The organism is Pseudovibrio denitrificans JCM 12308 (assembly GCF_001310815.1).
GTDB classification, from domain to species: Bacteria; Pseudomonadota; Alphaproteobacteria; order Rhizobiales; family Stappiaceae; genus Pseudovibrio; species Pseudovibrio denitrificans.
Window position 1 is genome coordinate 318,299 of sequence record NZ_BAZK01000008.1, and the last position, 24,485, is coordinate 342,783.

At 51.0% G+C, this 24,485-nt stretch carries 20 protein-coding genes and 1 pseudogene; 17 read left to right on the top strand and 4 right to left on the bottom strand.

What is annotated here, in order from left to right; translation table 11 throughout:
- Positions 1–19: 19 nt before the first annotated feature.
- Genes JCM12308_RS29860 through JCM12308_RS12990 form a run of 5 tightly spaced genes read left to right on the top strand, consistent with a single transcriptional unit; the run spans position 20 to position 9,051 of the window.
- Positions 20–3,232: a beta-ketoacyl synthase N-terminal-like domain-containing protein gene (locus JCM12308_RS29860; protein WP_280138373.1), complete on the top strand. Its 3,213-nt coding sequence runs from the start codon at positions 20–22 to the stop codon at positions 3,230–3,232.
- Positions 3,214–4,566, top strand: a complete 1,353-nt coding sequence (locus tag JCM12308_RS32305) for a polyketide synthase dehydratase domain-containing protein (protein ID WP_373282362.1) — start codon at positions 3,214–3,216, stop codon at positions 4,564–4,566. Before JCM12308_RS29860 ends, JCM12308_RS32305 begins: the two co-directional genes overlap by 19 nt.
- Complete coding sequence (locus tag JCM12308_RS29870; RefSeq protein ID WP_208978541.1) at positions 4,530–5,558, top strand: hypothetical protein; 1,029 nt, start codon at positions 4,530–4,532, stop codon at positions 5,556–5,558. The genes JCM12308_RS32305 and JCM12308_RS29870 overlap by 37 nt, the downstream gene beginning before the upstream one ends.
- Positions 5,558–7,690, top strand: a complete 2,133-nt coding sequence (locus JCM12308_RS29875) for a type I polyketide synthase (protein WP_244271905.1) — start codon at positions 5,558–5,560, stop codon at positions 7,688–7,690. The genes JCM12308_RS29870 and JCM12308_RS29875 overlap by 1 nt, the downstream gene beginning before the upstream one ends.
- Entirely contained in the window at positions 7,690–9,051 is a 1,362-nt protein-coding gene (locus tag JCM12308_RS12990) for an aminotransferase class I/II-fold pyridoxal phosphate-dependent enzyme (protein ID WP_054784008.1), read from the top strand. Before JCM12308_RS29875 ends, JCM12308_RS12990 begins: the two co-directional genes overlap by 1 nt.
- 19 nt (positions 9,052–9,070) lie before the next feature.
- Here JCM12308_RS12990 and JCM12308_RS12995 read toward each other — a convergent pair whose 3' ends face one another.
- Positions 9,071–9,838 (bottom strand): SDR family NAD(P)-dependent oxidoreductase, encoded by a 768-nt coding sequence (locus JCM12308_RS12995; protein ID WP_054784009.1) that lies wholly within the window; start codon positions 9,836–9,838, stop codon positions 9,071–9,073.
- 52 nt (positions 9,839–9,890) lie between these two features.
- Entirely contained in the window at positions 9,891–10,160 is a 270-nt protein-coding gene (locus JCM12308_RS28305) for a hypothetical protein (protein ID WP_164845295.1), read from the bottom strand.
- Positions 10,161–10,284: 124 nt separating this feature from the next.
- Between JCM12308_RS28305 and JCM12308_RS13000 the strand changes: the two genes are divergently transcribed.
- The 7 genes and pseudogenes from JCM12308_RS13000 (at position 10,285) to JCM12308_RS13030 (ending at position 17,610) form a co-directional block, all read left to right on the top strand.
- A complete protein-coding gene (locus JCM12308_RS13000; RefSeq protein WP_208978543.1) occupies positions 10,285–11,265 on the top strand; it encodes a polysaccharide biosynthesis/export family protein in 981 nt (326 codons plus the stop codon).
- 173 nt (positions 11,266–11,438) lie between these two features.
- Entirely contained in the window at positions 11,439–12,803 is a 1,365-nt protein-coding gene (locus JCM12308_RS13005) for a KpsE/RkpR family capsule polysaccharide export protein (protein ID WP_054784011.1), read from the top strand.
- Positions 12,804–12,811: 8 nt separating this feature from the next.
- Positions 12,812–13,579 (top strand): ABC transporter permease, encoded by a 768-nt coding sequence (locus JCM12308_RS13010; protein ID WP_054784012.1) that lies wholly within the window; start codon positions 12,812–12,814, stop codon positions 13,577–13,579.
- A pseudogene (locus tag JCM12308_RS13015) lies at positions 13,579–14,234 on the top strand (ABC transporter ATP-binding protein). Before JCM12308_RS13010 ends, JCM12308_RS13015 begins: the two are co-directional and overlap by 1 nt.
- A complete protein-coding gene (locus JCM12308_RS13020; RefSeq protein ID WP_208609152.1) occupies positions 14,235–15,554 on the top strand; it encodes a capsule polysaccharide biogenesis protein in 1,320 nt (439 codons plus the stop codon).
- Positions 15,551–16,849 (top strand): capsular biosynthesis protein, encoded by a 1,299-nt coding sequence (locus JCM12308_RS13025; RefSeq protein WP_054784013.1) that lies wholly within the window; start codon positions 15,551–15,553, stop codon positions 16,847–16,849. Before JCM12308_RS13020 ends, JCM12308_RS13025 begins: the two co-directional genes overlap by 4 nt.
- Positions 16,850–16,863: 14 nt before the next feature.
- Positions 16,864–17,610, top strand: a complete 747-nt coding sequence (locus tag JCM12308_RS13030) for a formyltransferase family protein (protein ID WP_054784014.1) — start codon at positions 16,864–16,866, stop codon at positions 17,608–17,610.
- A 41-nt stretch (positions 17,611–17,651) separates the two neighbouring features.
- On the opposite strand, the gene JCM12308_RS13035 is transcribed toward JCM12308_RS13030, so the two are convergent.
- The gene (locus JCM12308_RS13035) at positions 17,652–18,557 is read right to left on the bottom strand and encodes a DMT family transporter (protein WP_208978544.1); all 906 of its coding nucleotides are present in this window, start codon (positions 18,555–18,557) and stop codon (positions 17,652–17,654) included.
- 308 nt (positions 18,558–18,865) lie between these two features.
- Here JCM12308_RS13035 and JCM12308_RS13040 point away from each other — a divergent pair, with 308 nt between their 5' ends.
- Entirely contained in the window at positions 18,866–19,294 is a 429-nt protein-coding gene (locus JCM12308_RS13040) for a hypothetical protein (RefSeq protein ID WP_083417217.1), read from the top strand.
- 11 nt (positions 19,295–19,305) lie between these two features.
- Here JCM12308_RS13040 and JCM12308_RS13045 read toward each other — a convergent pair whose 3' ends face one another.
- Positions 19,306–19,575: a DUF2798 domain-containing protein gene (locus JCM12308_RS13045; protein ID WP_014290339.1), complete on the bottom strand. Its 270-nt coding sequence runs from the start codon at positions 19,573–19,575 to the stop codon at positions 19,306–19,308.
- A gap of 258 nt (positions 19,576–19,833) precedes the next feature.
- Between JCM12308_RS13045 and JCM12308_RS13050 the strand changes: the two genes are divergently transcribed.
- The 4 genes from JCM12308_RS13050 (at position 19,834) to JCM12308_RS13065 (ending at position 24,446) form a co-directional block, all read left to right on the top strand.
- A complete protein-coding gene (locus tag JCM12308_RS13050) occupies positions 19,834–21,198 on the top strand; it encodes a cytochrome P450 (protein WP_054784016.1) in 1,365 nt (454 codons plus the stop codon).
- A 74-nt stretch (positions 21,199–21,272) separates the two neighbouring features.
- On the top strand, positions 21,273–21,785 hold the full coding sequence (locus JCM12308_RS13055; protein WP_054784017.1) for a GNAT family N-acetyltransferase: 513 nt from the start codon (positions 21,273–21,275) through the stop codon (positions 21,783–21,785).
- A gap of 104 nt (positions 21,786–21,889) precedes the next feature.
- Positions 21,890–22,849 (top strand): ADP-ribosylglycohydrolase family protein, encoded by a 960-nt coding sequence (locus tag JCM12308_RS13060; protein WP_054784018.1) that lies wholly within the window; start codon positions 21,890–21,892, stop codon positions 22,847–22,849.
- 214 nt (positions 22,850–23,063) lie between these two features.
- Positions 23,064–24,446 carry a flavin monoamine oxidase family protein gene (locus tag JCM12308_RS13065; protein WP_054784083.1) on the top strand — a complete coding sequence of 461 codons (1,383 nt, stop codon included), beginning with the start codon at positions 23,064–23,066 and terminating at the stop codon, positions 24,444–24,446.
- Positions 24,447–24,485 lie beyond the last annotated feature (39 nt).

The following is a 24,485-nucleotide window of genomic DNA, read 5'->3' on the forward strand; positions in this document are numbered from 1 at the left end:
GATATAAAAATATCTGTTGATGCGTTCTTTTTTGAAAGTACATTCGCGTCTAGGTTATATATGGAAATTTAACTTTAGATACAGGCATCACAGATCTAGATGCCATCCCTGTTTGAGTGAGTTTTGCTGCGTGTTGGAAATTGTAGGCCTATCAGTTCGTGTACCCGGTGCTTCAAGTAAAGAAGCTCTATGGCATCTGCTGAAATCAGAACGGAATAGTATTTCAGAAATACCTTCTGATCGTTGGTCACAGTTCAGATACCTCCATCCGCGCGTATCTGAGCCAGGAAAGGCGTATACATTCAAAGCAGGGATTGTAGAAGATCTCTGGGATTTTGATCCAACCGCATTTGGTATATCCCCCCGTGAAGCAGAGCAAATGGATCCACAGCAACGGATCCTTCTACAGCTTGCTTGGGAGGCAATTGAAGACGCTGGTATTTCGCCAGAAACTCTGGCTGGAGATCATGTTGGCGTTTATGTAGGCGCGTCTGCTCTCGATTATGCTAACGAGAGCCTATTCGATCCGAACGTTGCAACAGGTCACTTCATGACCGGCAACACGCTATCCATTATCTCAAATCGTCTTTCTTACATCTTCGACTTGAAAGGCCCAAGCTTTACGGTCGACACTGCGTGCTCCTCTTCTCTGGTTGCACTTCACGAAGCCTATCGGGCGCTGAGTTCCGGTCGTATTGATTGTGCCATTGTAGCGGGTGTGAACGTACTTGCGAGTCCGTTCCCATTTGTCGGTTTTGCGCAGGCAACCATGTTGTCTCCAGATGGTCAGTGTAAAGCCTTTGATGCCAACGGTAACGGCTACGTGCGTTCTGAAGGTGGTGTAGCACTCGTCATCAAACGGAAGAACGCCCCTCGTTGGAAAGGTCAGCGATCACACGCTGACATTGTAGCTGTTGACGTCAACTCTGATGGTCGCACTGTCGGCATGTCCCTTCCATCGGATGTGGAACAAGCCAATCTGCTTGATCGCGTTTACAAAACGCACGGAATTGATCCAAACCAGCTCGCATTTGTTGAAACCCACGGTACAGGTACTCGTGTTGGCGATCCGGCTGAAGCTGGTTCCATTGGTCGAACTCTTGCACAAAAACGACGCGCACCACTGCCTATTGGCTCAGTGAAAACCAATGTTGGTCACTTGGAGCCGGCATCAGGGTTGGTTGGACTAGCAAAATCTATTCTGGCTCTGCAAAATGATTACTTCCCGGCCAGTCTGCACTTTAAAAATCCAAACCCGGATATCGATTTTGATGGCTTAAACATTAAAGTCGCAGGTGAAGGCGTTGAGCTTCCTCGTACAGGTGCTCCGCGTTTTGCTGGCGTGAACTCGTTTGGTTTTGGGGGTACCAACGCCCACGTCATCATTAGCGATCCGGATACGCCAGCTGAAAATGTAACTCAGCTCAATACTCAGCAAAATCAGAGTGCTTTGCTTCTTAGCGCGCCAACCAAAGAAGCACTCGTTGAGCTCGCACAAAAGTATGCGCAAGAAAACCTTTTGACTGAAAAAGACAGTCGAAAGATTTGTGCAGCAACATTTCATCGGAAGCGGGCTTTTCAAGAAAAAGCCGTCTTTACAGGCGCAGATCTAACCTTGTTGAAGACGGCACTTTCCGACTTTGCGAATGATCAGAAAAACACGAATGTCATCTATTCCAACAAAGCTGCAAGCACTGGAAAATGCGCGTTTGCATTTTCTGGAAATGGCGCTCAATGGGCAGGCATGGGCCGTGATGCCTACGCTGCAAACGGATCGTTTAAGCAGGTCTTTGATAGTGTAGATACAATCTTCGCAGGCTTGTCTGGCTGGTCATTGAAGACTGAACTCTTCAGTGAAACGCTTGAAGAAGATCTTAAAAAGACCAGCATCGCGCAGCCGCTTCTGTTTGCTGTTCAGGTTGCCCTGTGCAAGGCTCTGGAAGATTACGCACTCAAACCAGACATGGTACTGGGTCACAGCATCGGTGAAGTCGCTGCCGCTCACATTGCAGGCGCGCTCACTCTGGAAGCTGCTGTAAATCTAGTTTTCCATCGATCTGCGGAACAAGAAGTGGTTGCTGGTCACGGCACCATGGCAGCACTTGTGCTCCCTGCCGATGAAGCGCGCCGCCTTGTTGCTAAAAGCGGTTTTGATTCCATTGAAGTTGCAGCTGAAAACAGTCCAAAGTCGGTCAGTTTGTCTGGCACCAAAGAAGACATGGACGGCTTTGCTAAGTTTGCCCGTGCCAACCATGTTGCCTTCAGAAAAGTTGCGCTGAACTATCCATTCCACAGTCAACTTATTGAACCCGTTGAGCGGCCATTCCGCAACGCAGTTGGAACGGTTGAATCTACATCAAGTCACATCCCATTCATCTCCACTGTCACAGGTGCTGTCGCTGATGGTGAGGATTTGAATGCTGATTACTGGTGGCGAAACCTTCGCAAACCAGTGCTCTTTTCAAAAGCTGTTGCAACTACTTTGGATCTTGGTGCTGAAACCATCATCGAGATTGGTCCAAAACCAATTCTGCAGAGTTATCTCCGCCAGGTTGCAGCTGACAAAGGCGGAAAAGGTTCCGTCCTTTCCAGCTTATCCAATGAGCAACTGAATGGAGCCGATCCAGTCATTAATCTGGTGGCACACGCTTTTGTTGCAGGCATTAAAGTCGATACAGACAAGCTATTCGGCAAAAACCCAGAGGAGCCAGTCAATCTGCCACCTCTGCCTTGGCAAAACAAAAGCTTCCGCTTTGAAAACAGTCATGAAGCCAACATGGGCATCTTCCGGGGGGGAGAACACCCTCTGCTTGGATGGCGCCCAAACAACAATTACAATCTCTGGACGACCCATCTGGACCGCTTCACCGTGCCATTCCTGGAAGATCACGTCATTAACGGCCAGATGATCTTCCCGGGTGCTGGTTATGTTGAGATGGCTCTTGCAGCAGGCGCTTCTTTGTATGGCTCTGAAGCTGTTGAACTCCGGTCCATGGATATTCTGCAAGCACTTGTCTTAAGCGACGAGTATCTGACGGAAGTTCAAACTGAAATCTCTGGGGAAACAGGCACAGTTAAAATCTCCAGTCGCATGCGCCTGAGTGGTGATGACTGGAGCTGCACGCCGTTGGCCGCGTTGGGAAGCTGGAGACGACAGCTCCTGACATTCAGCTGGATTTTGAAGCTGCGAGCCTCATCAATAGCGGCGAGGAAATTTATAAAGCTGCTCTAACCTACGGCTTAGAATTTGGACCACGCTTCCAGCGCACTCAAAACGTTTCTCAGGTCGATCAAGGTACCTTTATCGTCCATCTTTCTGCACTGGACGAAGTTGATCAGGTTTCTGCTTTCGGCATTCATCCTGCTGAGCTAGATGGGTGTTTCCATGGATTGCTGTCTTTGTTCAGAGAAACAACGACACAAAACAGCCGTCCCAAGGCTTACGTGCCGATCTTCTTTGATAAAGTTCGTCAATATAAATCAGGCTCATCCCCTGCTTATGTGCGCATACAGGTAAAACGTGCGTCTGATCTCTCAATTCTGGCGGATTTCCAGATCTTCGATGAAGATGACAACGTCATCATCGCAATCAGAGGCGGGCGTTTCAGAGCAACCGAGCTCGGCAGAAAAGACAATCCCTCTGATCTGATTTATCGCGTAGAGTCTGCTCTGCAGCGTAACCCATCAGCTCAAGCAAATAAGCTGGCCCACGTCTTCCCTGCGATTGAGGATTACGTTGCTGAAAAGTTCAGGACTGTTGAAGACGAAGCAGAGCGTGAAGCTTACTTGCTGCTCAACGCAGCAGCACAGCGGACGGCTTTCGATATCATCTCAAAGTTTGCCGATGATGATCAGACCGTCACCATCGAAAGCCTGCCTGTCAATCACCGACGCTATTTCATCAATCTTCTGAGCATTCTGGAAGAAGCCGGTGCAGCAACAGACTGTGGTGCAGGTCGATTTGATCTGAACAGTGATTTTGAACTTCCAGAGTTCGATTTGCTGGTTGAAAGTGTGCTTGAGGAAAGTCCGAAAGATATCGCTGCGGCCACAATCCTTGCAACCACCCGCAAGCATGTACTTGAGAGTCTTCAACACGGTACCGTTGATGAGGAAAACCTCGAGCATTCCAGCGCGATGTTGGAACAGTATTGGTATTCCTCTCCAGAGGCACAAACGCGCAGCAAAAGCGTGTCGCAATGGTTGAAGACTGCGCTTGCTGATTGGGATCTGAACACGCCACTACACGTTTTGGATCTGAGCGGCTCTGGCCTGAATCTGGCAAAGGATGTTCAGCAACTTCTTCCAAATCGGATCACGCGTATTTCTATCGCGGACAGCAATCATAAAAGTGCTGCACGCTTGACTGCCAGTGTCCTGGATGAGCCGAACATTACTGTTTTCGACACCAGCAATCAGGATAGCAATCACACTTGGGAAGCAGCGCTGGAACAAGGGCCGTTTGACATTATCGTCTCTTCTGGCCTGCTCCACACAGCGTGTCAGAGCGAGCTCAGCTCTTCGATAAGTTGGGGCAATCGCTCTCAGAAGGTGGCCAGTTCCTAGCGATTGAGCCTCTGACCGACGTCTTCCATGACGTTGCCTTCGGCTTATCTCAAGACTGGTTTGCAGGTTCGTTGTCCGATGAGTTCCCAGTCGGCCCACTTAAGTCAAGCAATGATTGGCTGGATCAGTTCGGTAACACGTCTTTTGAGGCACCGATTGCAATTGAAGCACTGAAAGATGGGGCTTCCGTTGTTCTGCTTAATGCAACGTCTATTGCTTCTAAAGCTGAGCAGCAACCAAATGCACGTCTTGATCTGACAGATAATGATGCTCTCCTTGTTCTTACCGGCAATGCAAAGCAGGAACAGGAGATCGCCAAGGCGATCAAAACAGACGAACGTCTCGCCTCCTGTAATGTCACTATCCTCGATGCTGACAGTGATCAGTTTGATCTGAATGAAGCAAGCGGATGGAAGACTGCCCTGGCGGGGTCTGCCTTCCTCGATGCTGATCAGAAATCGATCATCCACCTTTATGGCCTGGCTGAAACTGGCGATAATCCTGTCGACCAGGTGATGAAGCGCTGCGCAACCTGCGTCGGTCTTGTCAAAGCTTATCCGGGGCTTGCTGGGCAGCTCGCATTCGTTGCTCCTGGCGGCAGTGGTCACAGTTCAAAACAGGAAGCGCCAGTACAAAGTGCTGCATGGACGTTTGCACGTGTGCTTGGAAACGAAGCTCCAGAGCTTACACCTCTTACGCTGGATGTGGGGCTTGAAAAGTCCATAGAGGACATTACCTCAGATGTTCTGGAAGCTGTGTTCTCACAAAATCAGGAGAACGAGCTTCTCCTACCGCATGAAAATCAGGTGGTTTCACGCGTTAAATCCGGTTTTGGCCAATCGTCCTGGGTGCCAGCAGAAAACGTTGAACTTAACTTCTCTGAGGCAGGATCCCTGAACCATCTGGACTGGCGCGGACAGGAGCGTATTGAGCTACACAGGATCAGGTTGAGATCAAGGTCGCAGCAACCGGCCTTAACTTCCGTGATGTGATGTGGACTCTGGGAATGCTGCCGGAAGAAGCTCTTGAAGATGGATATGGCGGTCCAAATCTGGGATTGGAGATCTCTGGTACGGTTACCCGTGTTGGTGAGAATGTGAGTGATGTCTCAATTGGAGACAAAGTGGTCGCCTTCACTTCTGGTGGTTACTCCTCTTATGTAACATGCCCTAAGTTCGCGGTCGCAAAGCTTGATCAGAGCCAGGAGCTGGTATCTGCTGCAACTTATCCTGTTGCCTTCCTGACAGCTTACTATTCTCTCATTCACCTTGGAGAACTCAAAGAAGATCAATGGGTTCTCATTCATGGTGGTGCCGGTGGCGTTGGCCTTGCAGCATTGCAGATTGCAAAACACGTTGGCGCCAAAATTATCGCAACTGCAGGTTCAGAAGAGAAACGTGAGATTCTGCGTCTGCTTGGAGCAGACCACATTCTCGATTCTCGCAGTCTCGAGTTCCCTGACAAGGTCATGGAAATCACAGATGGGAAAGGCGTCCATGCTGTTCTGAACTCCCTCGCTGGCGAAGCGATGGAAGCGAGTATCAACATTGTTCGCCCATTTGGCCGCTTCCTCGAGCTGGGTAAACGCGATTACTACGCAAATACCAAAATCGGCCTGCGCCCATTCCGTCGCAATGTGTCTTACTTCGGCATCGATCTGGACCAGATCCTTCTGCATGACAGTGATCTGGCCCGTAAGCTGATTGAAGATGTTTTTGAGCTGATCAAAGATGGCACCTTCACTCCACTGCCATACCGCGTCTTCGAAGGTCGCAATGTGCAGGATGCCTTCCGACTAATGCAGCGCTCCGGCCACATCGGTAAGATCCTGATTACACCTCCTCAGCCAGAAGAGGTCCGCGTCCCTCAGGAACGCAAGCCTCTGGAGTTCTCCGCTGATGGGCATCATGTTGTCATTGGCGGCCTGGGAGGCTTTGGTCTGGAGATCTGCCGCTGGATGGCGGACAACGGCGCACGCCGTATCACTCTGACAAGCCGCTCTGCAAACATAAGCGAGGCTCATGAGAAGCTGTTTGAGACACTTGCCAACAAGGGCGTTATCGTCTCTGCAGTCAGCTGTGATGTGACCGACCGGGCTGCGATCAACACTCTGTTGACCGAACTGCGCCAGTCTGCGCCAATCAAGAGCGTTACCCACGCAGCGATGGTGCTGGATGACGGTATCATTCAGCAACTTGACGAAAAGCGCTTCCGCAAGGTTCTGGAACCAAAAGTTCAGGGTGCAAGTCTGCTTGATGAACTGACGCGCGACGACGAGCTTGACCAGTTCATTCTGTTCTCTTCGGCGACAACGCTGATTGGTAACCCTGGTCAGTCTCATTATGTGGCTGCCAATGGTTATCTGGAAGGCCTCGCAAGAGCGCGCCGTAAAGCGGGCAAGCCTGCTACAGCAGTTGGCTGGGGTGCGATCGGTGATGTGGGCTTCCTTGCCAGAAACGCAGATGTTTCCAACAAGCTTTCCCGTCACCTTGGTGAGGCAACTATCAAAGCACGCGAAGGCTTGGATATCCTGAAGCTGGCGATGGAACAGGATGATGGATCTGCCCCAAGCGCAGTTGTCCATATCGGCCGCTTCGCATGGGCTGCAGCACATCAGTCTTTGTCTCTGCTCAGCAAGCCTCTCTTCCAGGAGATCGTGGGCCGCACTGACGTTGATGGCGACAGCGATGGAGCAACAGACATTCTTTCCCTGATTGAAGGTAAGTCTGATGCTGAAGCCAAGGAAGTCGTTGCGCATATTCTTGCCGGTGAAATTGGCCGTATCCTGCGCCTTCCTGCGGAAGACATCTCTCATCAGCGCCCACTGGCCGAGTTCGGTATGGATTCGTTGATGGGACTGGAACTGCGCATGGGTATTCAGAAGCGTTTCAATCTGGAGATTCCGCTGGTTTCTATCTCTGGCGGGACATGCTTGGATGATTTTGCAGCTCAGATTCTGCAAAAGCTCCGCAAACGTGAAGGTGGTGATGCCTCTGCTGAGGATGGCTCGCACAATGTTCTTGCAAGCCAGCACCTTTCTGATGATCTCGATGACGCTCAAAAATCAAGCGTGCGCGAGATCCTCGATACTCATCAAGACAAGAGTGCAAGAATTTTGAATTAATGGCCAAGTCAGAAAAGAAAAAACTGAGCAAAGACGACCGTTTAAATGCTTTGAGCGCTGTGCGGCGCTCAAAGTCGGCTGCTCCTAAGCCAAAGGCAACCAAACCAGCTCAGACACAGGCAATCGCTCCAAAATTTGCTGACTTGCCAGGTTTCAAAGAAATTCGCCTTCAAAAAGCCGCGGCGGATCTGTTGCAGATCAACAATCCGTTTTTCCGCGCCCATGAAGCACGTGCCGGAGCAACAACCCAGATTGATGGAGAGACGTACCTTAACTTCTCATCCTACGATTATCTTGGATTGAACGGCCACGAGAAGGTTCAGCAAGCGGCAAAAACCGCCGTTGACCACTATGGCATCTCTGCCAGCGCAAGCCGAGTTGTAGCTGGTGAGCGGGTGATCCACACAGAGCTGGAAGAACTCATTGCGAAGATGCATGGTGTCGAGAGCTCTGTTGCATTTGTCAGCGGTCATGCCACCAACGTCACCAGTATCGGCCAGCTGATGCAGCCGGATGATCTGATCATCCACGACAGCTACATCCACAACAGCATTGTAACCGGCGCCAAACTCTCCGGTGCTGTGCGCCAGTCCTTCCCGCACAACAATCTGGATGCCCTTGAAAATATTCTGGAATTGCGTGCGCACAAACATCCACGTGTACTGATTGTGGTGGAAGGCGTGTACTCCATGGATGGCGATTATCCGGATCTGCCACGCCTTATCGAGATCAAGAAAAAGTATGGTGCGTGGCTCATGGTCGATGAGGCACACTCCATCGGCATTCTTGGCAAAACTGGTCGTGGTATCGCTGAGCACTTCCAGATTGATCCAAAAGACGTCGACATCTGGATGGGCACATTCTCCAAGACACTGGCTGGATGTGGCGGTTATATCGCCGGCTGTAGTGATCTGGTTGATTATCTGAAGCTCACCGCTTCTGGCTTTGTGTTCAGCGTTGGCATCGCCCCACCAATTGCCGCAGCCGTATGTGAAGCCATTCGCCTAATGGAAGCAGAGCCAGAACGTGTTCAGGCAGCACAATCAAATGGCCAATACTTCCTGGAAAAAGCACAAGCGGCAAATCTTGATACCGGTGTAAGCCAGGGCTGCGCAGTGGTTCCGATTATGGTTGGTGATTCCTTGAAGGCAACCGTTTTGGCTGCTCGCCTGCTGGATCGCGGCCTGAACGTACTGCCGATCATTTATCCAGCAGTGCCGGAAAAATCCGCTCGTCTGCGCTTCTTTATTACGTCAGAGCACACTGAGGACCAGCTGGACCAAGCAATTCAGCTGGTGAATGAAGAGATGGCGACTTACAACAGCAACCCCATCTCCATACAGCAAGTCATGTCGGCTTAGTTGACGCTAACCATTTGAATCAGCGCTGATAATTGAAGCGCTGATTTCCAAGCCGCCGTAACTGCCATGGCAGCAGTTTTCCAATCCGAATGCTCAAGGCAAGCTGCCACGGAAACGCATAAAACGCCCTCTTCCGCGCAATCGCCTTCTTGATCTTTTCTGCCGCCTGTTCCGCAGTGAACTCATAGGGGCGCCAACTCTTAAACTGATCTGCCATCGGTGTGAGAATATAACCGGGGCAAATCACCGAGACGAACACTCCCCACTTATGCAAGTGATCGCGCATTGCTTCCCCATAAGCAATGATGCCCGCCTTTGAGGCCCCATAAGCAGGACCGTCTGAAATCGGCTGCATTCCGGCAAGCGAACTGATCAAAGCAATACGCCCGCTTTTACGCTTTTGCATGTAGGGGGCTACTGCAGTGAACAGGTTGACTGTTCCCCCAAGATTCGTCGCAATCTGTGCATGCGCCGTCTCGGCAGTTTCAACAGAACCATCGATGCCATGAGAACCCGTAATGCCCGCATTGGAAATCACCAGATCCAGTGAAATCTCCTGCTCCAGTTCATCGATCCAACTTTGAACGGCTTGTGCATTGCAAATATCCAGCGGCTTCCAAAGCACCCGGCAGCCACGGTCCTCCGCAGCCCGCACAGTCTCCCCCAACCGCTCCTCATTTCGCCCGGTCAAACAAAGCGTTACACCCACCTCAGCATACCCCAGCGCAATAGCCTGCCCTAAACCCGAACTAGCACCAGTGATGAGAATCGACTTGGGTTTGAACATGTTGAAACAGCCTCCAGACACTCACACCGCGCCATTCATGGCAAACAGATGGTTAATTTCCAACGCGGTCTTGTAACTGCGCACAGCTATGACCGCATTCTCCATAGAAAACAACAGTGAGTTGCATCTGCTTGGGCAGACGCATTTGTTTTTTTGCTGCAAATGGGGTATGAAAGCCCTCATATATGGACTGAGTATTTATTACAATCTCAATTCGATTTTGACGGAAACGTGGATAGAGTTTTATGAAGTTTTCTAGTCGTTTAGCGAATGCAAACAAGATCTCAGATAAGTCTCGACTCTTTAAATCTGCAGCCGTCATTACACCTCTTCTCGCTCTACTAGCTGGATGCGCAGCGCTTCCGTCTGCAGGACCTGTTTCCTCTGAGATCCAAGCAGCTTCGTCTGATCGACGTGCCGAGCCTTTTGACTACCATCTGATTGATTTGGATGACAATGTTACTTCAGTCCTTTCAGCTTACCAGCCGAACGGTCTGGCAAAGGTGTTTACTGGCGGGAAGTGGGCGCCTAAGCATATTGTTGGGATCGGCGATACCGTGTCTGTTGTCGTTTGGGAACAAGGTAATGATCGCCTGTTTACTCCAAATGGTCAGGCCGGTGGCGTCGAACTCGGTCCATTCATGGTCAACCAAAGCGGTGCGATTACAATCCCTTACGTCGGTAAGGTACACGCGCGAGGTAAATCTGTTGAGCGGCTTCAGGAAGCGCTCCAGGTGGCACTCGATCGCAAGGCAACCAACCCGCAAGTAATCGTAACTCTGAAGCAAAACGCCAGCAGCCTTGTGACTGTGAATGGTGCCGTTCGCAAGCCAGGTCAGTATCCATTAGATCTTAGCGGCAAGAAACTGCTTGATGTTGTCGCCAATGCTGGAGGCAATGCGTCACCAGCAACAGAAAGCTATGTCTCAGTCTCCCGAAATGGTAGACAAGCAAAACAACTCCTGAGCAACGTTTTCCTCAACAACGATGAAAATGTCTACGTGCGCCCGGGTGATCGCATTTTTGTCACACACGATCCGCAAACGTTCACAGCATTTGGTGCCGTACCAAAGGTTGGTGAGTACCCACTACAGGCATCCAACGTCTCACTTGTTGAAGCATTAGGCCGCATTGGTGGGCTGGATAAGAATGCAGCGAACTCTCAAGGACTCTTTGTATTCCGCTATGAAGATCCCCAGGTAATTACGCAACTTAAAACAGAGTATCGTGGCACAAACTCTGGCAGGGTTCCAGTGATCTATCGCCTAAACATGCGAGATGCCCGTTCCTACTTCAAGGGGCAGCTATTCACTCTTAGAGATAAGGACGTTGTCTATGTCTCTAATGCTTACGGGGCAGAACTCAACAAGTTTATCAGAATTTTGAGCGGAACTCTTGCGATTGGAAAAACTGCAAGTACATTCTAAGCTGAGGGATTTTGAGCACAGTATAAGCCTCGACAAAGCGGGTTGCCTCTAACAAGGCTTCTCAACTTAGCTTTGCATGGTATGCTGTGTTTAAAGTTCACTGTTCTTATTTTACGAGTTTGGCGTTTCCTTGCTTCGATGAGCATGTGATTTTGAAAAGGCAAAGATGCACTATGGAAAATGGATCAACTGCAAAAGTTGCTGAGATTCGCCCTGAGGCGTCGAAGACTTCAGAAAAAGAGCCCTCAAAACCCGCATCTGAAGCAAGTAAAGCTAAACCAGCAGCAAAATCACCTTTAAAGAGGGTTGCTTCTGTTATTGCTTTGCCCATTGAAAGAACTGAGCAGCAAGGCAGTTCTGCTAAGACAGGTTTCTTCTATTTCAAAGGACTTAGACCTCAACACCTTCGGCGTCGGCTTTTGGCACTCTCTTTCGCTCTTATGGTCCTTCTTCCAAGCTTTCTGGGCGCTACTTACTTTTTGCTTATCGCTTCAGATCGGTATTCATCGACGATCGGTTTCTCAGTCCGTGGAATGGATGGAACCTCTGCTGGAGGAGATTTTTTTGGAGCGCTGACTGGTTTGGCTAGCGTGGGAACAACCACAACAGATTCATTCATACTGATGGATTACCTGGAAGGCCGTGAAGTTGTGGAGCGACTTTCAAACGATGAAGACATCTTAAAGCACTTCAGCAGTAACGAGGTTGATTTTATTTATCGTTTGGAAGCAGAACTACCAATCGAGGAGCTTGTTCAATATTGGCGTGGAATGATTAATACTAGTTTTGACAACACCTCAAGCATCATTGAAGTAGAAGTACAAGCATTTACGCCAGAGATGACACAGCGGATTGCCTCTCGTGTCCTCTCTTACGGATCTGAACTGGTAAACACACTCTCTCAAAATGCCCGCCGTGATGCAGTAAAGTTTGCAGAAGAAGAGGTTCGTCGCGCAGAGCTACGATTAAAAATGATCCGCATGCGTATGAAGGATTTCCGTAGTACAGAGAGCTCAATCGATCCAACCAAAAATGCTGAGGTTCAGATTGAACTCATAGCAGGGCTGGAAAAACAACTCTTAGATACACGCTCACGCCTTGCTACGCTTGTTGGTACAATAGACGAGAGCTCACCAACAATACGTCAACTGCGTAAGCAAGAAGACGTTCTAATAAAGCAAATACTAAACAAACGCGATGAAATCAGCGGTAGAGAACCTGTACAATTAACCACTATAACTAATGGAGCTGATCGCCTCTCTTCTTTGTCTTCATTACTTGCAAACTATGAAGAGTTAGTTGTAGAGCAAGAGTTTGCTCAGCAAGCTTACACTGCAGCGCTCGCTGGTTTAGAACGCTCAAGGGCTGAGGCAGATCGTCAGCAACGATATCTCGCAGTATTTAATCCACCTTCAAAGCCTCAAGACGCAATTTATCCGAGACGTTTGATAAACTCACTAATTCTATTCATAGGGTTATTAGCCATTTGGGGTCTGGTCACTGTTATCGCCTATTCTATCCGCGACCATCTTAAATAAATTGAAGTATGGAAAGCGTTATCATAACTCAGGCACGAGTAATTGGTGCACTAGTTCTTCGTGAAACAAGGACTGCATTTGGGGACACCCAGCTCGGTTATCTTTGGGCTGTAGTTAATCCCGCGCTTAGTACTCTCGTATTAGTTCTCATATTCTCTAGTTTTGGCCGTTCACCGGCCTTTGGAACCAGTTTCGCATTATTTTTTGCTACTGGGATTCTCCCTTTTCAAGCTTACACAAAGTTATCGAATTCACTCATGACAGCTATTAACGCAAGTCGAGGGCTTCTCAGCTATCCATTAGTGAATGAAACTGACATACTAATCTCAAAGTACATCTTGTTAACTCTTACTTATTTTATGATACTGCTTGCTTTTTTTGGGTTAATCATATTGTTTGACGATGCACCATTACCTTTGAAGGTTGAGGAATGTGCTGCTGCTTTCTTAGTACTTTCAGCTCTAGGTCTTGGAGCAGGTACAACAAATGCTGTTTTATTCAGACTGTGGCCAACTTGGAAGCAGCTGGAGTCAATTATTAGTAAACCATTATTCTTTCTCTCGGGTATTTTTTACGTACCTAGCGATTTTCCAACACATATCGTAAAATTATTATCTTGGAACCCGATACTTCACGGCATCGAGTGGTTCCGAGAAGGTTACTACGGAAACTATGATAGTATTATTTTGAGCAAATCTTATCTTTTAGGCTGCTCCATGGCCCTCCTTCTGATCGGTTTTCTTGGCGAACGTTTATATCGAAAGAAATCTATCTAATGATTGAGTTTCAAGACGTACGAAAAACATATCGCATGAAAGGGGTGACCAAGACCATTCTCAATGGTCTAACACTGAAACTTCCTGAAGGACGAAACATCGGAGTTCTTGGCCACAACGGCGCAGGGAAGTCTACATTTATGCGTTTGATTGCAGGGGCAGAGTTACCGGATAGTGGTCGCATTAAACGTAATGTCAAAGTATCCTGGCCGCTTGGCTTTGGTGGAGGCTTTGCTGGTCAGATGACTGGCATCGAGAATGTGCGTTTTGTTGCTCGTATGTACGGTGAAGATACCGAACGGATGGTGGAGTTTGTTGAGGAGTTCTCTGAGCTAGGCAAATCTATGACACTCCCAATACGTACTTATTCGAGCGGCATGAAAGCACGTTTGGCCTTCGGTGTAAGTATGGCTGTGAACTTCCAGTGTTATCTGATCGACGAGATCACGCTGTCGGAGATGCACGTTTCAAAAAGAAGTGTGATGAAGTTTTTGAGACAAAGCTTAAACACGCAAACATCATCATGATTTCGCACTCAGAAGCTACAATTAAAAAGCTCTGCGACAGCGCTTGCTTATTACATGAAGGCGAGTTGACTATGTATGACTCTGTCGATGAAGCACTTGCTCAACATCGTAAAAATCAAGAAAAGTAAATGAGCAGAGTTTCTATGGCGGCTCGGTCAATTCTTATTTTGCAGTCTCATCCATCAGGGTTTTGTCGGGCGTTGGTGAAGGAGTTTGAGGCGCAGGGCGTTGCTTGTACTGTTGTTAATTTTTCACTGAGTGACTGGTACTTTCGGGTTGGGTTGGGCGCGAAGAATTATTGGGGGCGGTTGAAGAACTGGCGGGCCAGGCTTGAGAAGCTGATTGATGAGAAGGGGGTGACGGACATCCTCTATTATGCGGATCGGCGGCCTTATCATCGTATTGCGCATGATGTTGCCATGAGGCGCGGCATCAACACCTTTGCCTATGAATTTGGGTATATGCGGCCAGACTGGATCACGCTGGAGCGTGGCGGGATGGGGGTCTATTCTCACTTCCCCAACGATCCTGAGCAAATTCAGAAATGCGCAGCAGATCTGCCGGACCTTCGGGCGGCGGGGCGGTTTCCGCATGCCTTTTTGCAGGAAGCAACCAATGAGGTGATCTGCAACCTCATTCCGGTATTCTTTCCCTATCTCTACCCGTTTTATCAACGTGACCGGTATTATCATCCGTTCCGCGATTACTTCAGTTACATTCCGCGGTTGATGCGTCAGAAGCGGCTTGGTGTGGAAGCGGAAGAGACAATTGCGCGGCTAGTTGAAGAGCATGCCAACTACTTTGTGGTTCCTATGCAGATGCAGGGGGATTATCAGATCCGGCACCACTCACACTACAAGCACCTTTCCAGCTTTATTCGGGAGCTTTTCAGCACGTTTGCGGAAAGTGCACCTGCTGACAACAAGCTGGTGTTCAAGCTTCATCCGTTTGACAACAACGTGGAGAACTGGCCGCAGGTTATCCGCGATGTTGCGGCGGAGTTCGGGTGCCAGGACCGGACGATCATCATCGATGGCGGAAACCTGAGAAAGCTGCTCAAGCACTCCCGTGGCTGTGTGCTGGTGAACAGTACGGTAGGGATGGAATCCCTTAGTATCGGCGTGCCGGTGAAGGCGATGGGCACTGCTGTCTATGATATTGCCGGATTGACGGATCAGCGCTCTTTGGGTGAGTTTTGGAAGGAACCTTTAAAGCCGAATGCTGACCTTTATCATGATCTGGAAAAGCTTATGGGACATACCATTCAGGTGCGTGGAAGCTTTTTCAATCCGGAAGGCCGGCAGCTGGCTGCTAAAGAGTTTGTGAAACGCATATTGAATGACGGCGTCAACGGGCATGACGCTTATGTTGAAACACCGCCACGCCTGGCGCAAGCCAAAGCGGCGGGTACTCCTATTCCAGATGATTGTTACTGGAGTGACAAATGACTTCAGAAAACAACCGCTGCATTTTGCTGCTGCAAGGGCCGCTCTCCAAATACTACGCACGTACAGCGCACCACCTGGAGCAACTGGGTGCGAAGACGCTGAAAGTGCATTTTTGTGGCAGCGATGTGCATGACTGGGAGCAGACTGACTCCATCCATTTTGCAGAGCCGGAAGAGAACTGGGAGCTGTTTCTGGAAGCGCTTATCGTTGCGCATGGGGTGACGGATATCCTGCTGCATGGAGATCGTCGCTACTATCACAAGGTGGCCATTGGCGTTGCCAAGCGGCTGGATGTGAACATCATCGCCACTGAGCTTGGTTATCTGCGTCCTGACTGGATGACAGTGGAGTTTGGCGGCTGTTCCGCTCTCTCGCACTTCCCGCAGAGCAAGCAGGAGTTGATGGCACTGGAAACGCCTGCGCAAGAGGATAGCAGCGCCGTTGTTTATCCGGGCAGTTACAAGCAGATTGTGTTGCAAGAGCTGGGGTTCACCTTCTACAACGCACTGCACGCTCGCAAGTTTCCGCATTATCGCAATCACCGCACAGAACCACGCACGCAAGTTTATGGTGGTTGGCTGAAGGCTCGGATGCAGGCCAAGAAGCGGCGTCAGGAAGCTGAGGTGATATGGGAGCAGCTGAAGCAGAGCGGCATGCCTTATTACCTGTTTGCACTGCAGCTGAATGGTGATTTTCAGATCAGGGACCACTCCCCGTTTGGCAGCATTTATGAGGCCATTGAGAAAGTCATCGCTTCCTTTGCACGCAATGCGCCGGATGGAACGCTGCTGCTGTTCAAAAGCCATCCGCTGGAGTACCGCTTCAAGGATCTTTCCCGCGCTATCGTTGAGGCCAGCCGTATGCATGGGGTTGAGGGCCGGACGCAGCTCATCCATGGGCGGACGATCAAAGAACTGGCAGAACCCTCCCTTGGCATGCTGACCATCAACAGTTCTGCAGGTATTGAAGCGCTGGAGTATGGCGTACCGACCTGCTGCATTCTGCCAACTATTTACGATATGGATGGCCTGACTCATCAGGGCGATTGGGAAGAATTCTGGCGTTCCGCGACACCGCCAGAGCCGGATGTGTTCCGTAAGTTTGTCGAGGCGCTCAAAGCCACCATTCAGGTGCGCGGCACGCTTTATAACGCCGAGGGGTTGGAAGCTGCTGCAAAGGGAACGGCAGAGAAGATCCTCTCAACCGCTTATGCTGAGCAACGTTTGAAGCGCATGGAGCCGCCGCGTATGGCCAAGGCGCGGAAGATGGGCGTTACTTACGATCACTTTATGTAGTTTGAGGGGGTGCAGTGCAGATCTGTCTCATTTCCAACGCGAGTGTCTACACAGATGCAGCCCTGCATTCATTGCTGGCTCACCCTGAGATCAAGATCGCGGGGTTGGTGAAGTGCACCTCTGTCGTTGGCAAACGGGATGACTGGCGGGCCTATAAAGATCTGATCCTTCGCTCAGGCCCGCTCTATGCAGGCTATCTGGGTGCAGTGACCAAGCCTGCCTACCGGCTGCCGCACGTCCCAAAATGGAAGAGCATGAGCGTGTGGGCGCATAGCCTGCAGTGCCCTATCCTGCGCACGACGGATGTGAGTGCCCCGCAAACATTGGATTTCATTGAAAGCTGCCAGCCGGACATCATCCTGACGGTGCATCTGGGGCAGATCCTGAATGCCGCGTTTTATGAGCGCTTTGCGGGTAAGACCTACAACATCCACCCCGGCAAACTGCCGATCTATAAAGGGCCGGATCCGGTCTTTCATGCGATCATGGAAAATGAGCAGGCCTTTACGGTGAGCTTGCATGAGAGCATTCAGAAGATTGATGCGGGCAAGGTGCTAGCGGAAAAGACGGTGGTGCCTGTGAGGCGAACGCTTTTCCGTACCAATCTGGAGCTTTTCAGCAAAGCGGGGCAATTGGTCGGCTCGCATTTTCTTGGCAAGAATGACTGCATGCCCGTGCCGGACGATAGGGCCCCGCGATATCGCAGCTGGCCCACCAATGGCGAGGTTCTGCGGTTTCTGGCGCGAGGCCACAGACTCTAACCTCTGATTACGCGTGTTCTCACAGAACCTGCAAACGCATTCTAGTCAGCTCTGACAGCCACCTTCTCAGCCGCTTCCGGCTCGCCAGCTGCCGCCTTTTCCGCATCGCGGATGCGCTGACGGGAGAGGGAGAACAGGCCTGCGCCAACAACGACGATTGCGCCAAGAATGGTGCTCCAGACCGGCAGATCGGAGAACACAAGGAAGCCGATTGGGATGGACCAGACGAGCTGCAGATAGTTGAACGGCTGGATATCGCTCGCCTGAGCCAGCGAGAGAGCCTTCATCAGCAGGAAGTGCGCGGAGGTTCCCGTGGCACAGATGCCAAGTAGCAGAACCCACTCCACCTCATCAAACGCCATCATGTGCTGGGAGCCGATGATGGTGGAAAGCACAGTGCCCACGATGCCCACGTAAAGGAAAGAGGTCAGCGCGCTGTCGTCCTGGCTCGCAAGGCGCGTGAACAGCTGGTAGAGCGCGAAGCTGACGGACGCAGCCAAAGCCACAACAGCACCCCAGCCGCCGATGTTGCCATCTGGCTGCAGCATGATCAGCAGGCCCGCCATACCGCACACCATTGCCGTAATGCGGCGCCAGCCAACAGTTTCACCCAGAAACACAGCAGCGAGGCCGGTGACGATCAATGGATGGGCTTGAAAGATTGCAGTCACATCCGCCAGTCCCAGCATGCTGAAGGCAAAGGTAATCAGACAGATTTCGGCAAACAGCAGCAGACCGCGGAAGATTTGCAGGCCCGGGCGCTTTGTGCGCACCACGTTGTAAAGCCCCTGCTCGCTGATCATGGCCCAACCGACAGCAATCGCCAACAGCACCCAGAAACGCACCATCATGATGAACCAGATCGGATGATCTGACACCAGCTGCTTGGTGATCGCATCCTGCATCGCGAAGATCAGCGTAGACAGGATTGTAAGCGCGATACCCATGTTTCGCTTGCTGAGGAACTGAGCCATTTTTTGTCCTTGCTAGCAGCACAAATCCGCTTACGGAGACGAACCAGAAAGCGAATGAAGAGGGAGGAAATGTGCTGAAAAGTAATTCTGAATGCCAATCGACATTAATAATGCACGTATACTCTGATGCATCACAAAGCAAATGCAAAAAACGCAGAGCAGCTATTTTTGCATCACAGTTCGTTTAGGTGGTGTCGTTTTGCGGAAGTGAGAGCGCTTATGCGTCGGTTCTGATTACGTTTGCGATAGCTCAACAGCGGCTGAAACCAAAGGATTTGAGAATGAAACACCTTTTCCGGCTATTGGTTTTTCTCTTTCTCGCTCTGCCCTCAGTCAGCGCAGTCTCTGCTGATCAGCTGGATTCAAACATCGCCGTAGCCAGAAGTTCTCTGAAGGACTTTGCCCTGATCTCCTGCCTCATAGCCATTGATCCGGGCAGCTCGCTTGCCAATGATCTGGCGCTGTCCAAGCGGGCATTTTCCTTTGCGGGCAAAGGCCACTACATGATCATGCAGGATGAGTATACGCTGGAGATGACGCACGATCCCTACTATGAAACGGTCGTGTTGATGCTTCAGGAAGCACAGAAGTTTATCGGGATCATGAAAAGCGGAGAGATTTCACAGAGCTACGGGTGTTTTCAGGTCTATCACTCGCAGACCTTTGATGCGTTCATTGCCACGCAGGATGAGTACATCTTGCCGAACTAAAGGCCACCCCGTTAGCAGCCTTCTGGTGCCTCGTGCAGCTCAGCAGGTTCGTCGCAAACACGCACCACTTTGGAGAGCAGCACAGTCACAAACGGGAAGACCAGCGAGCTGATGACCACGGCCAGTGCGAAGGCGACGGAAAAGGATTTGAACCACAGGGCCATAAAGTTTTCAACGAACCCGAGGTTCAGAACCAGCATGGCAAAGGACATCAGCAGGCTCATAAAGAAGGAAATGCTGATCCGCAGCAGGTAGCCATAGGTTCGTGGGGAAACATTCATACACTTATCTCTTTTTTATTTTGAACTCAAAATATATGAAATCAAGTCAAACTGTCAAGGTATCCCGTTGCATGGCAGATATGCAGTTTTACGGTTACATCCGCCCCTTCAGGACCACCAGCAATTGCATTGTATTTTCAATATGATCCGAAGTTTATTTCAGCGAATTATTAAAAAGGCCGCGGCTACACTCCGCCATCGGGTCAATCCCGCGAGGACCCTCGATGTGACCAGTATGATGCAATCGAGTCAGGCTCTATGGATACAAACAACAGCTTATATCGCCCCCCGGCACCTCACCCTTACACCGAAGGTACGGGGGATTTTGATGGCGTTGAAACAAACCTCCTAAAGCACCTTCCCGAAGAACTTTACAAAGCAGATGTCGTTGATATCTCTACCTCTGACCGCACCAACTATCTGGTCAACGACCCTGATCTGATCTCCGTTATTTTTGAAGAAAAGCCCGAAATCTTCGTCAAAGCAGAAGGCATGATCGAGCTGCTGCGCCCTTTGCTGGGTGACCACCCGATCGTGACCAGCAACAACCGCTGTCTGGACCAGCGCGACATGATCCGCCCCATTGGCACCATGCGCACGCAGCAGGTCAACTTTGAACATATTCAAGATTCCATTGGCCGGTTCAGCGATTACTGCGAAGAAATTCGGAACGAAAACCGGGTCATCGACCTGTCTTTGCTGCTCCGCCGCCTCAATGCAGACATCGCCTACCGCATGTTGTTCTCAAACGAGCTGCCCAAAGACGTGTTCAAGGAGATCAACTCCCACGCCCGCGATTTTGAGCTGCGCATCTCACAGCTGATCCGCGAAACGGCTGAGCAAGGCGTTGCCTGGCAGTTGCCCAAGCTGCCGCAAACAGCCATGTATGCCGCGCAGCAGCTGCGCTATCTGGTGAGCATGCTCATTGATGGTAACATCCAGAGCAACAGCTTTTCTCACCACAGTTTCCTGCACAAATTCCTCATCGCCCGCTCCCCTGAAACCAATATTCCCTTCACCCGCAAGCAGCTGATTGATCACGTCACCACCATCCTGAACAGTCAGGAGCTGGCCGCTGCCGTGCTGATGTGGGCGTTCTTTGTGCTGTCCCAGTGCCCTGAGGCCAAGCAGAAGATCAGAGAAGAAGTGCGCAAGGTTGCAGGGCATGACGACATTCACTTTGAGCAGCTCTCCCGCCTCAGATACACCCGCAATGTGTTCCGCGAGATCCTGCGCCTTTATCCGCCGATCCCACACCTGACGCGCCGCGCCAGCAGGCCGCTCAAGCTGGGCAAACTGGATTTGCAGGAAGGAACGCAGATCACCGTTTCTCCATGGATCGTGCACCGGCACAAGCAATACTGGTTCAACCCGGATCGCTTTGATCCTGAGCGCTACATGCGCAAGGATCAGCACATCATCATGAAGAGCTTTCTGCCGTTTGGCCGTGGCCTGCGCATGTGCACCGGCGCCAGCTCCGCCATCCTGCAAGGCACCCTCATCCTCGCCCGCATCGTCAGCAAGTTCGATATAGACATCCTCAATGCCGACAAGGTGGAGCCGGAAGGCGTCCTCTTCCTGGAACCAACCCGCCCCATCGTCTGCAAGGTCACACCGGTTTAAACTCCAATACCCCTCGACGTCCCTTCATCATCAATGCTAGGGAAGCGCAGTGCTGCGCGCCGGGGGGAAGAGCGATGTCCATTGAACTGAAACCGATGACACAGGCCGATGTGTCTGCGCTGATGAACCTGTTTCAGCTCTACCTCTATGACATGTCAAAATACATGCACTGGCCGATCTCCCAGGAAGGTCGGTTTGAGTTTGACGAGAACATCGTGCTTGCCTACTTCCGGCAGGCAGATCATCACCCCTATTTCATCATGAGCAACGGCGAGATCGCAGGGTTCGCGCTGGTCCGGCGCTATCCTTATGATGCCGATCTCATCGACATGGGCCAGTTCTTCATTCTTGGAAAGTTCAAGCGGCAAGGGCTGGGACAGGCCGCGTTAAAAGCCTGCCTGCAACGACACCCCGGCGATTGGCAAGTGCGTGTCCTGCCCCAAAACGCAGGCGCCCAGAGCTTCTGGACCAAAACCATCACCACCCTCACCAACAACGCTCATCACACCAGCACCGGCGATTATCAGGGCACGGAGATGACCTTCATCCATTTCTCCAGCGAGAGCGCTCTTTGCTCTGCGGATTAGCAAAGTCATAGGAAGATCAATCACAAACGGGTTACAGGGGCTTTTCGTTGGCGGGAGCTCTGCCTATTATCTCTTCAAAATTTGAGTGGTGATTGGAGAATTGAATGAGCCAGCATGCGGTTAAGGCCCACAGCCTTCTTGGTGCATTTGTTGCGGATGCAGCGTCCCTTGGGCTGCACTGGCTTTATGATGTTGAGCGCATTCACCATGTCACGCAGGAACAACACGATTCCGCTGCCTTTGTTCCGTTGACGCCATCCTACTTTGAGGGCGTCCCTGCTTACTTCGCCCATGCGAACAGGCAGGATGGTCAGTTCACCCAATACGGTGAAAACCTGCATCTGGCGCTTCAACACCTGCTGGCGCATGACAAGCACCTGAAGATGGAAGAGTTTCAGCAGGCTTTTGCCGCACACTTCGGTGCTGGCGGCACCTACAACGGTTACATCGACCGCCCAACCCGTGGCACCCTGGAAAACATCGCCAATGAGAAGCTGACGCCTTCCGGTGTTGATGACGATCAGCTCCCGGCCCTCTCCAAGATCCCCGCAGTGCTGTTTGCCTACGATCAAAGCGATCAGATGCAGGATCAGGTGGAAGCCATCATCCGCTCCACCAACAACAACGAAGAATCCGTCGCTTACGGCTTTGTGTTCGCGGACCTTCTGGACCGAGTGGTCAATGGCGAAGAGCTGCAGGACGCTTTGGCAGCAGCCGCCGACGGTGCGCACCCTGACATTCAAGGCAAACTGAAAGCTGCGCTGGGGGCAACCGAAACTGACTCCGTCAGCTACGGCGAAACCACAGGCCGCGCATGCCACCTGGAAATAGGCGTCCCACTCAGCTTCCACATTTTGAAGAATACGGCGTCTTATCGAGACGCCGTAGAGACCAACATTCTGGCAGGCGGCGACAGCGCCGGACGCTCTATCCTGATCGGCGCAGTGCTTGGTGCCATCCACGGTCTGGACGCCGACAAAGGTATCCCGCTCTCATGGATCCTGAAGGTGCAAAACAACGCCCACCTCTGGCAAGAATGCTGCGAACTGGCAGGGCATAGCTAGGGGAAATTTCTTGCGGTGTTTGTTCAGCATCGCAGGCCTTCTTGTTTATTTATGCATGCTGCGTGAATTCGATTAAACGCAGGGTTTTCGGAGAGGTTTGAAAGTGTCTCGACGCTTTCTCGGTTTGTTAGGGCTGTCCCTGAGTTTCCCTTGTGGGTGGAGATAAAACACCTCAAGGTTGCAGGCGCATCTCTTTCAAACCAAAGTGTTTCCCATGGTCATTCCTCCCCGTAAACGCAGCATTAGCCGCCGGAATTTCCTAAAGACATCAGCATCTTCCATTGTGGTTACCAGCTTGTTTGAGCTGAATCTGAACAAACCCAATGTGTCCTCCAGCGGCAAAAGCGTCATCATTGTCGGCGCTGGTATTGCCGGTTTGACCGCCGCCCGCGATCTGATGGATGCGGGCTACACCGTGCTGGTGCTGGAGGCCAGCAACAAGATCGGCGGTCGCATCCGCACTAACCGCGCGCTTGGCGTGCCTATAGAGGAAGGGGCTGGTTGGATCCACGGGCCGGATGACAACCCCATCATGAAACTCGCCGACCAGATGGGCCAGAAAACCTTCGTCACCAAGGACTCCAACTTCACCGTCTATGACCATCGTGGCCAGACAGTTTCCAACGAGATGATCTCGAAGATGGGTGAAGAGCACTATCAGATGCTGGATCTGATCAGCAACGGCATGACGAAGGATATGCCCCTTTCTGAAGCGTTGGAGCATATTGCGCCGAAGATGTCCCGCGATCCGGTGTTCAAGTGGATGACCTCCGCCTACACCGAATTTGATACCGGCAGCCCGGTCAACGAGCTCTCGGCCATGTACTTCAGTCAGGATGACATGTTCGAGGGCGAAGATGTGGTGCTGGTAGATGGGTACGACCGGCTTTTGGAACCACTCACCCATGGTATCGCGATACTCACGCGCAAACCTGTCCGCCGCATCGCGTACCATGATCGCGCAGGCGTGTTCGTACAGACGGACCGGGAGATTTTTGAGAGTGATTTTGTGATTGTCACGGCCCCGCTCGGGGTGCTCAAGTCAGAGGACATCGAGTTCATCCCGCCGCTGCCCGAAACACATAGGAACGCAATTGAACGCGTTGGTATGGGAGACGTCACAAAAGTTGCGATGAAATTTGATGACCTGCACTGGCCTGAAAACACTCAATATTTTGGATTAATGACGCAAACGCAGGGCCGCTGGAATTATTTTCTCAATCATAAGCCCTTTATCGACGCAAACGTACTCACCGCACTCAGCTTCGGCAACTATTCCCGTATGATCGAGACCATGGATCACGACTATATGCTTGAAGATGCTATGAAAGCGGTGCGTGTTATGTTTGGTGCAGACACACCGGATCCCCGTCACTACATCGCAACCCGCTGGTCGCAGGATCCTTACACCAAAGGCGCTTTCTCCTACGCCAAAGTCGGCTGTAATCCTTATGATTTCAATGTGTTATCCGAACCTGTCGGCAAATGCCTGGCACTGGCGGGAGAGCACACCAACTTCCTATACCACGGTACCGTCCATGGCGCTCATTTGAGCGGAAAAAAGGCGGCAAAAATTGCAATGAAAACAATGATGTAGCATTGACAGCATTTCATGCAAAAAGCCGCAGAAAATGAC

Bases quoted from the DNA above. Each gene is read 5' to 3' on its own strand.
- JCM12308_RS29860 (WP_280138373.1), top strand. From the start codon at position 20: ATGCGTTCTTTTTTGAAAGTACATTCGCGTCTAGGTTATATATGGAAA.
- JCM12308_RS29875 (WP_244271905.1), top strand. From the start codon at position 5,558: ATGTGGACTCTGGGAATGCTGCCGGAAGAAGCTCTTGAAGATGGATAT.
- JCM12308_RS12990 (WP_054784008.1), top strand. From the start codon at position 7,690: ATGGCCAAGTCAGAAAAGAAAAAACTGAGCAAAGACGACCGTTTAAAT.
- JCM12308_RS12995 (WP_054784009.1), bottom strand. From the start codon at position 9,838: ATGTTCAAACCCAAGTCGATTCTCATCACTGGTGCTAGTTCGGGTTTA.
- JCM12308_RS28305 (WP_164845295.1), bottom strand. From the start codon at position 10,160: ATGACGGCTGCAGATTTAAAGAGTCGAGACTTATCTGAGATCTTGTTT.
- JCM12308_RS13005 (WP_054784011.1), top strand. From the start codon at position 11,439: ATGGAAAATGGATCAACTGCAAAAGTTGCTGAGATTCGCCCTGAGGCG.
- JCM12308_RS13010 (WP_054784012.1), top strand. From the start codon at position 12,812: ATGGAAAGCGTTATCATAACTCAGGCACGAGTAATTGGTGCACTAGTT.
- JCM12308_RS13020 (WP_208609152.1), top strand. From the start codon at position 14,235: ATGAGCAGAGTTTCTATGGCGGCTCGGTCAATTCTTATTTTGCAGTCT.
- JCM12308_RS13025 (WP_054784013.1), top strand. From the start codon at position 15,551: ATGACTTCAGAAAACAACCGCTGCATTTTGCTGCTGCAAGGGCCGCTC.
- JCM12308_RS13035 (WP_208978544.1), bottom strand. From the start codon at position 18,557: ATGGGTATCGCGCTTACAATCCTGTCTACGCTGATCTTCGCGATGCAG.
- JCM12308_RS13040 (WP_083417217.1), top strand. From the start codon at position 18,866: ATGAAACACCTTTTCCGGCTATTGGTTTTTCTCTTTCTCGCTCTGCCC.
- JCM12308_RS13045 (WP_014290339.1), bottom strand. From the start codon at position 19,575: ATGAATGTTTCCCCACGAACCTATGGCTACCTGCTGCGGATCAGCATT.
- JCM12308_RS13050 (WP_054784016.1), top strand. From the start codon at position 19,834: ATGGATACAAACAACAGCTTATATCGCCCCCCGGCACCTCACCCTTAC.
- JCM12308_RS13055 (WP_054784017.1), top strand. From the start codon at position 21,273: ATGTCCATTGAACTGAAACCGATGACACAGGCCGATGTGTCTGCGCTG.
- JCM12308_RS13060 (WP_054784018.1), top strand. From the start codon at position 21,890: ATGAGCCAGCATGCGGTTAAGGCCCACAGCCTTCTTGGTGCATTTGTT.
- JCM12308_RS13065 (WP_054784083.1), top strand. From the start codon at position 23,064: ATGGTCATTCCTCCCCGTAAACGCAGCATTAGCCGCCGGAATTTCCTA.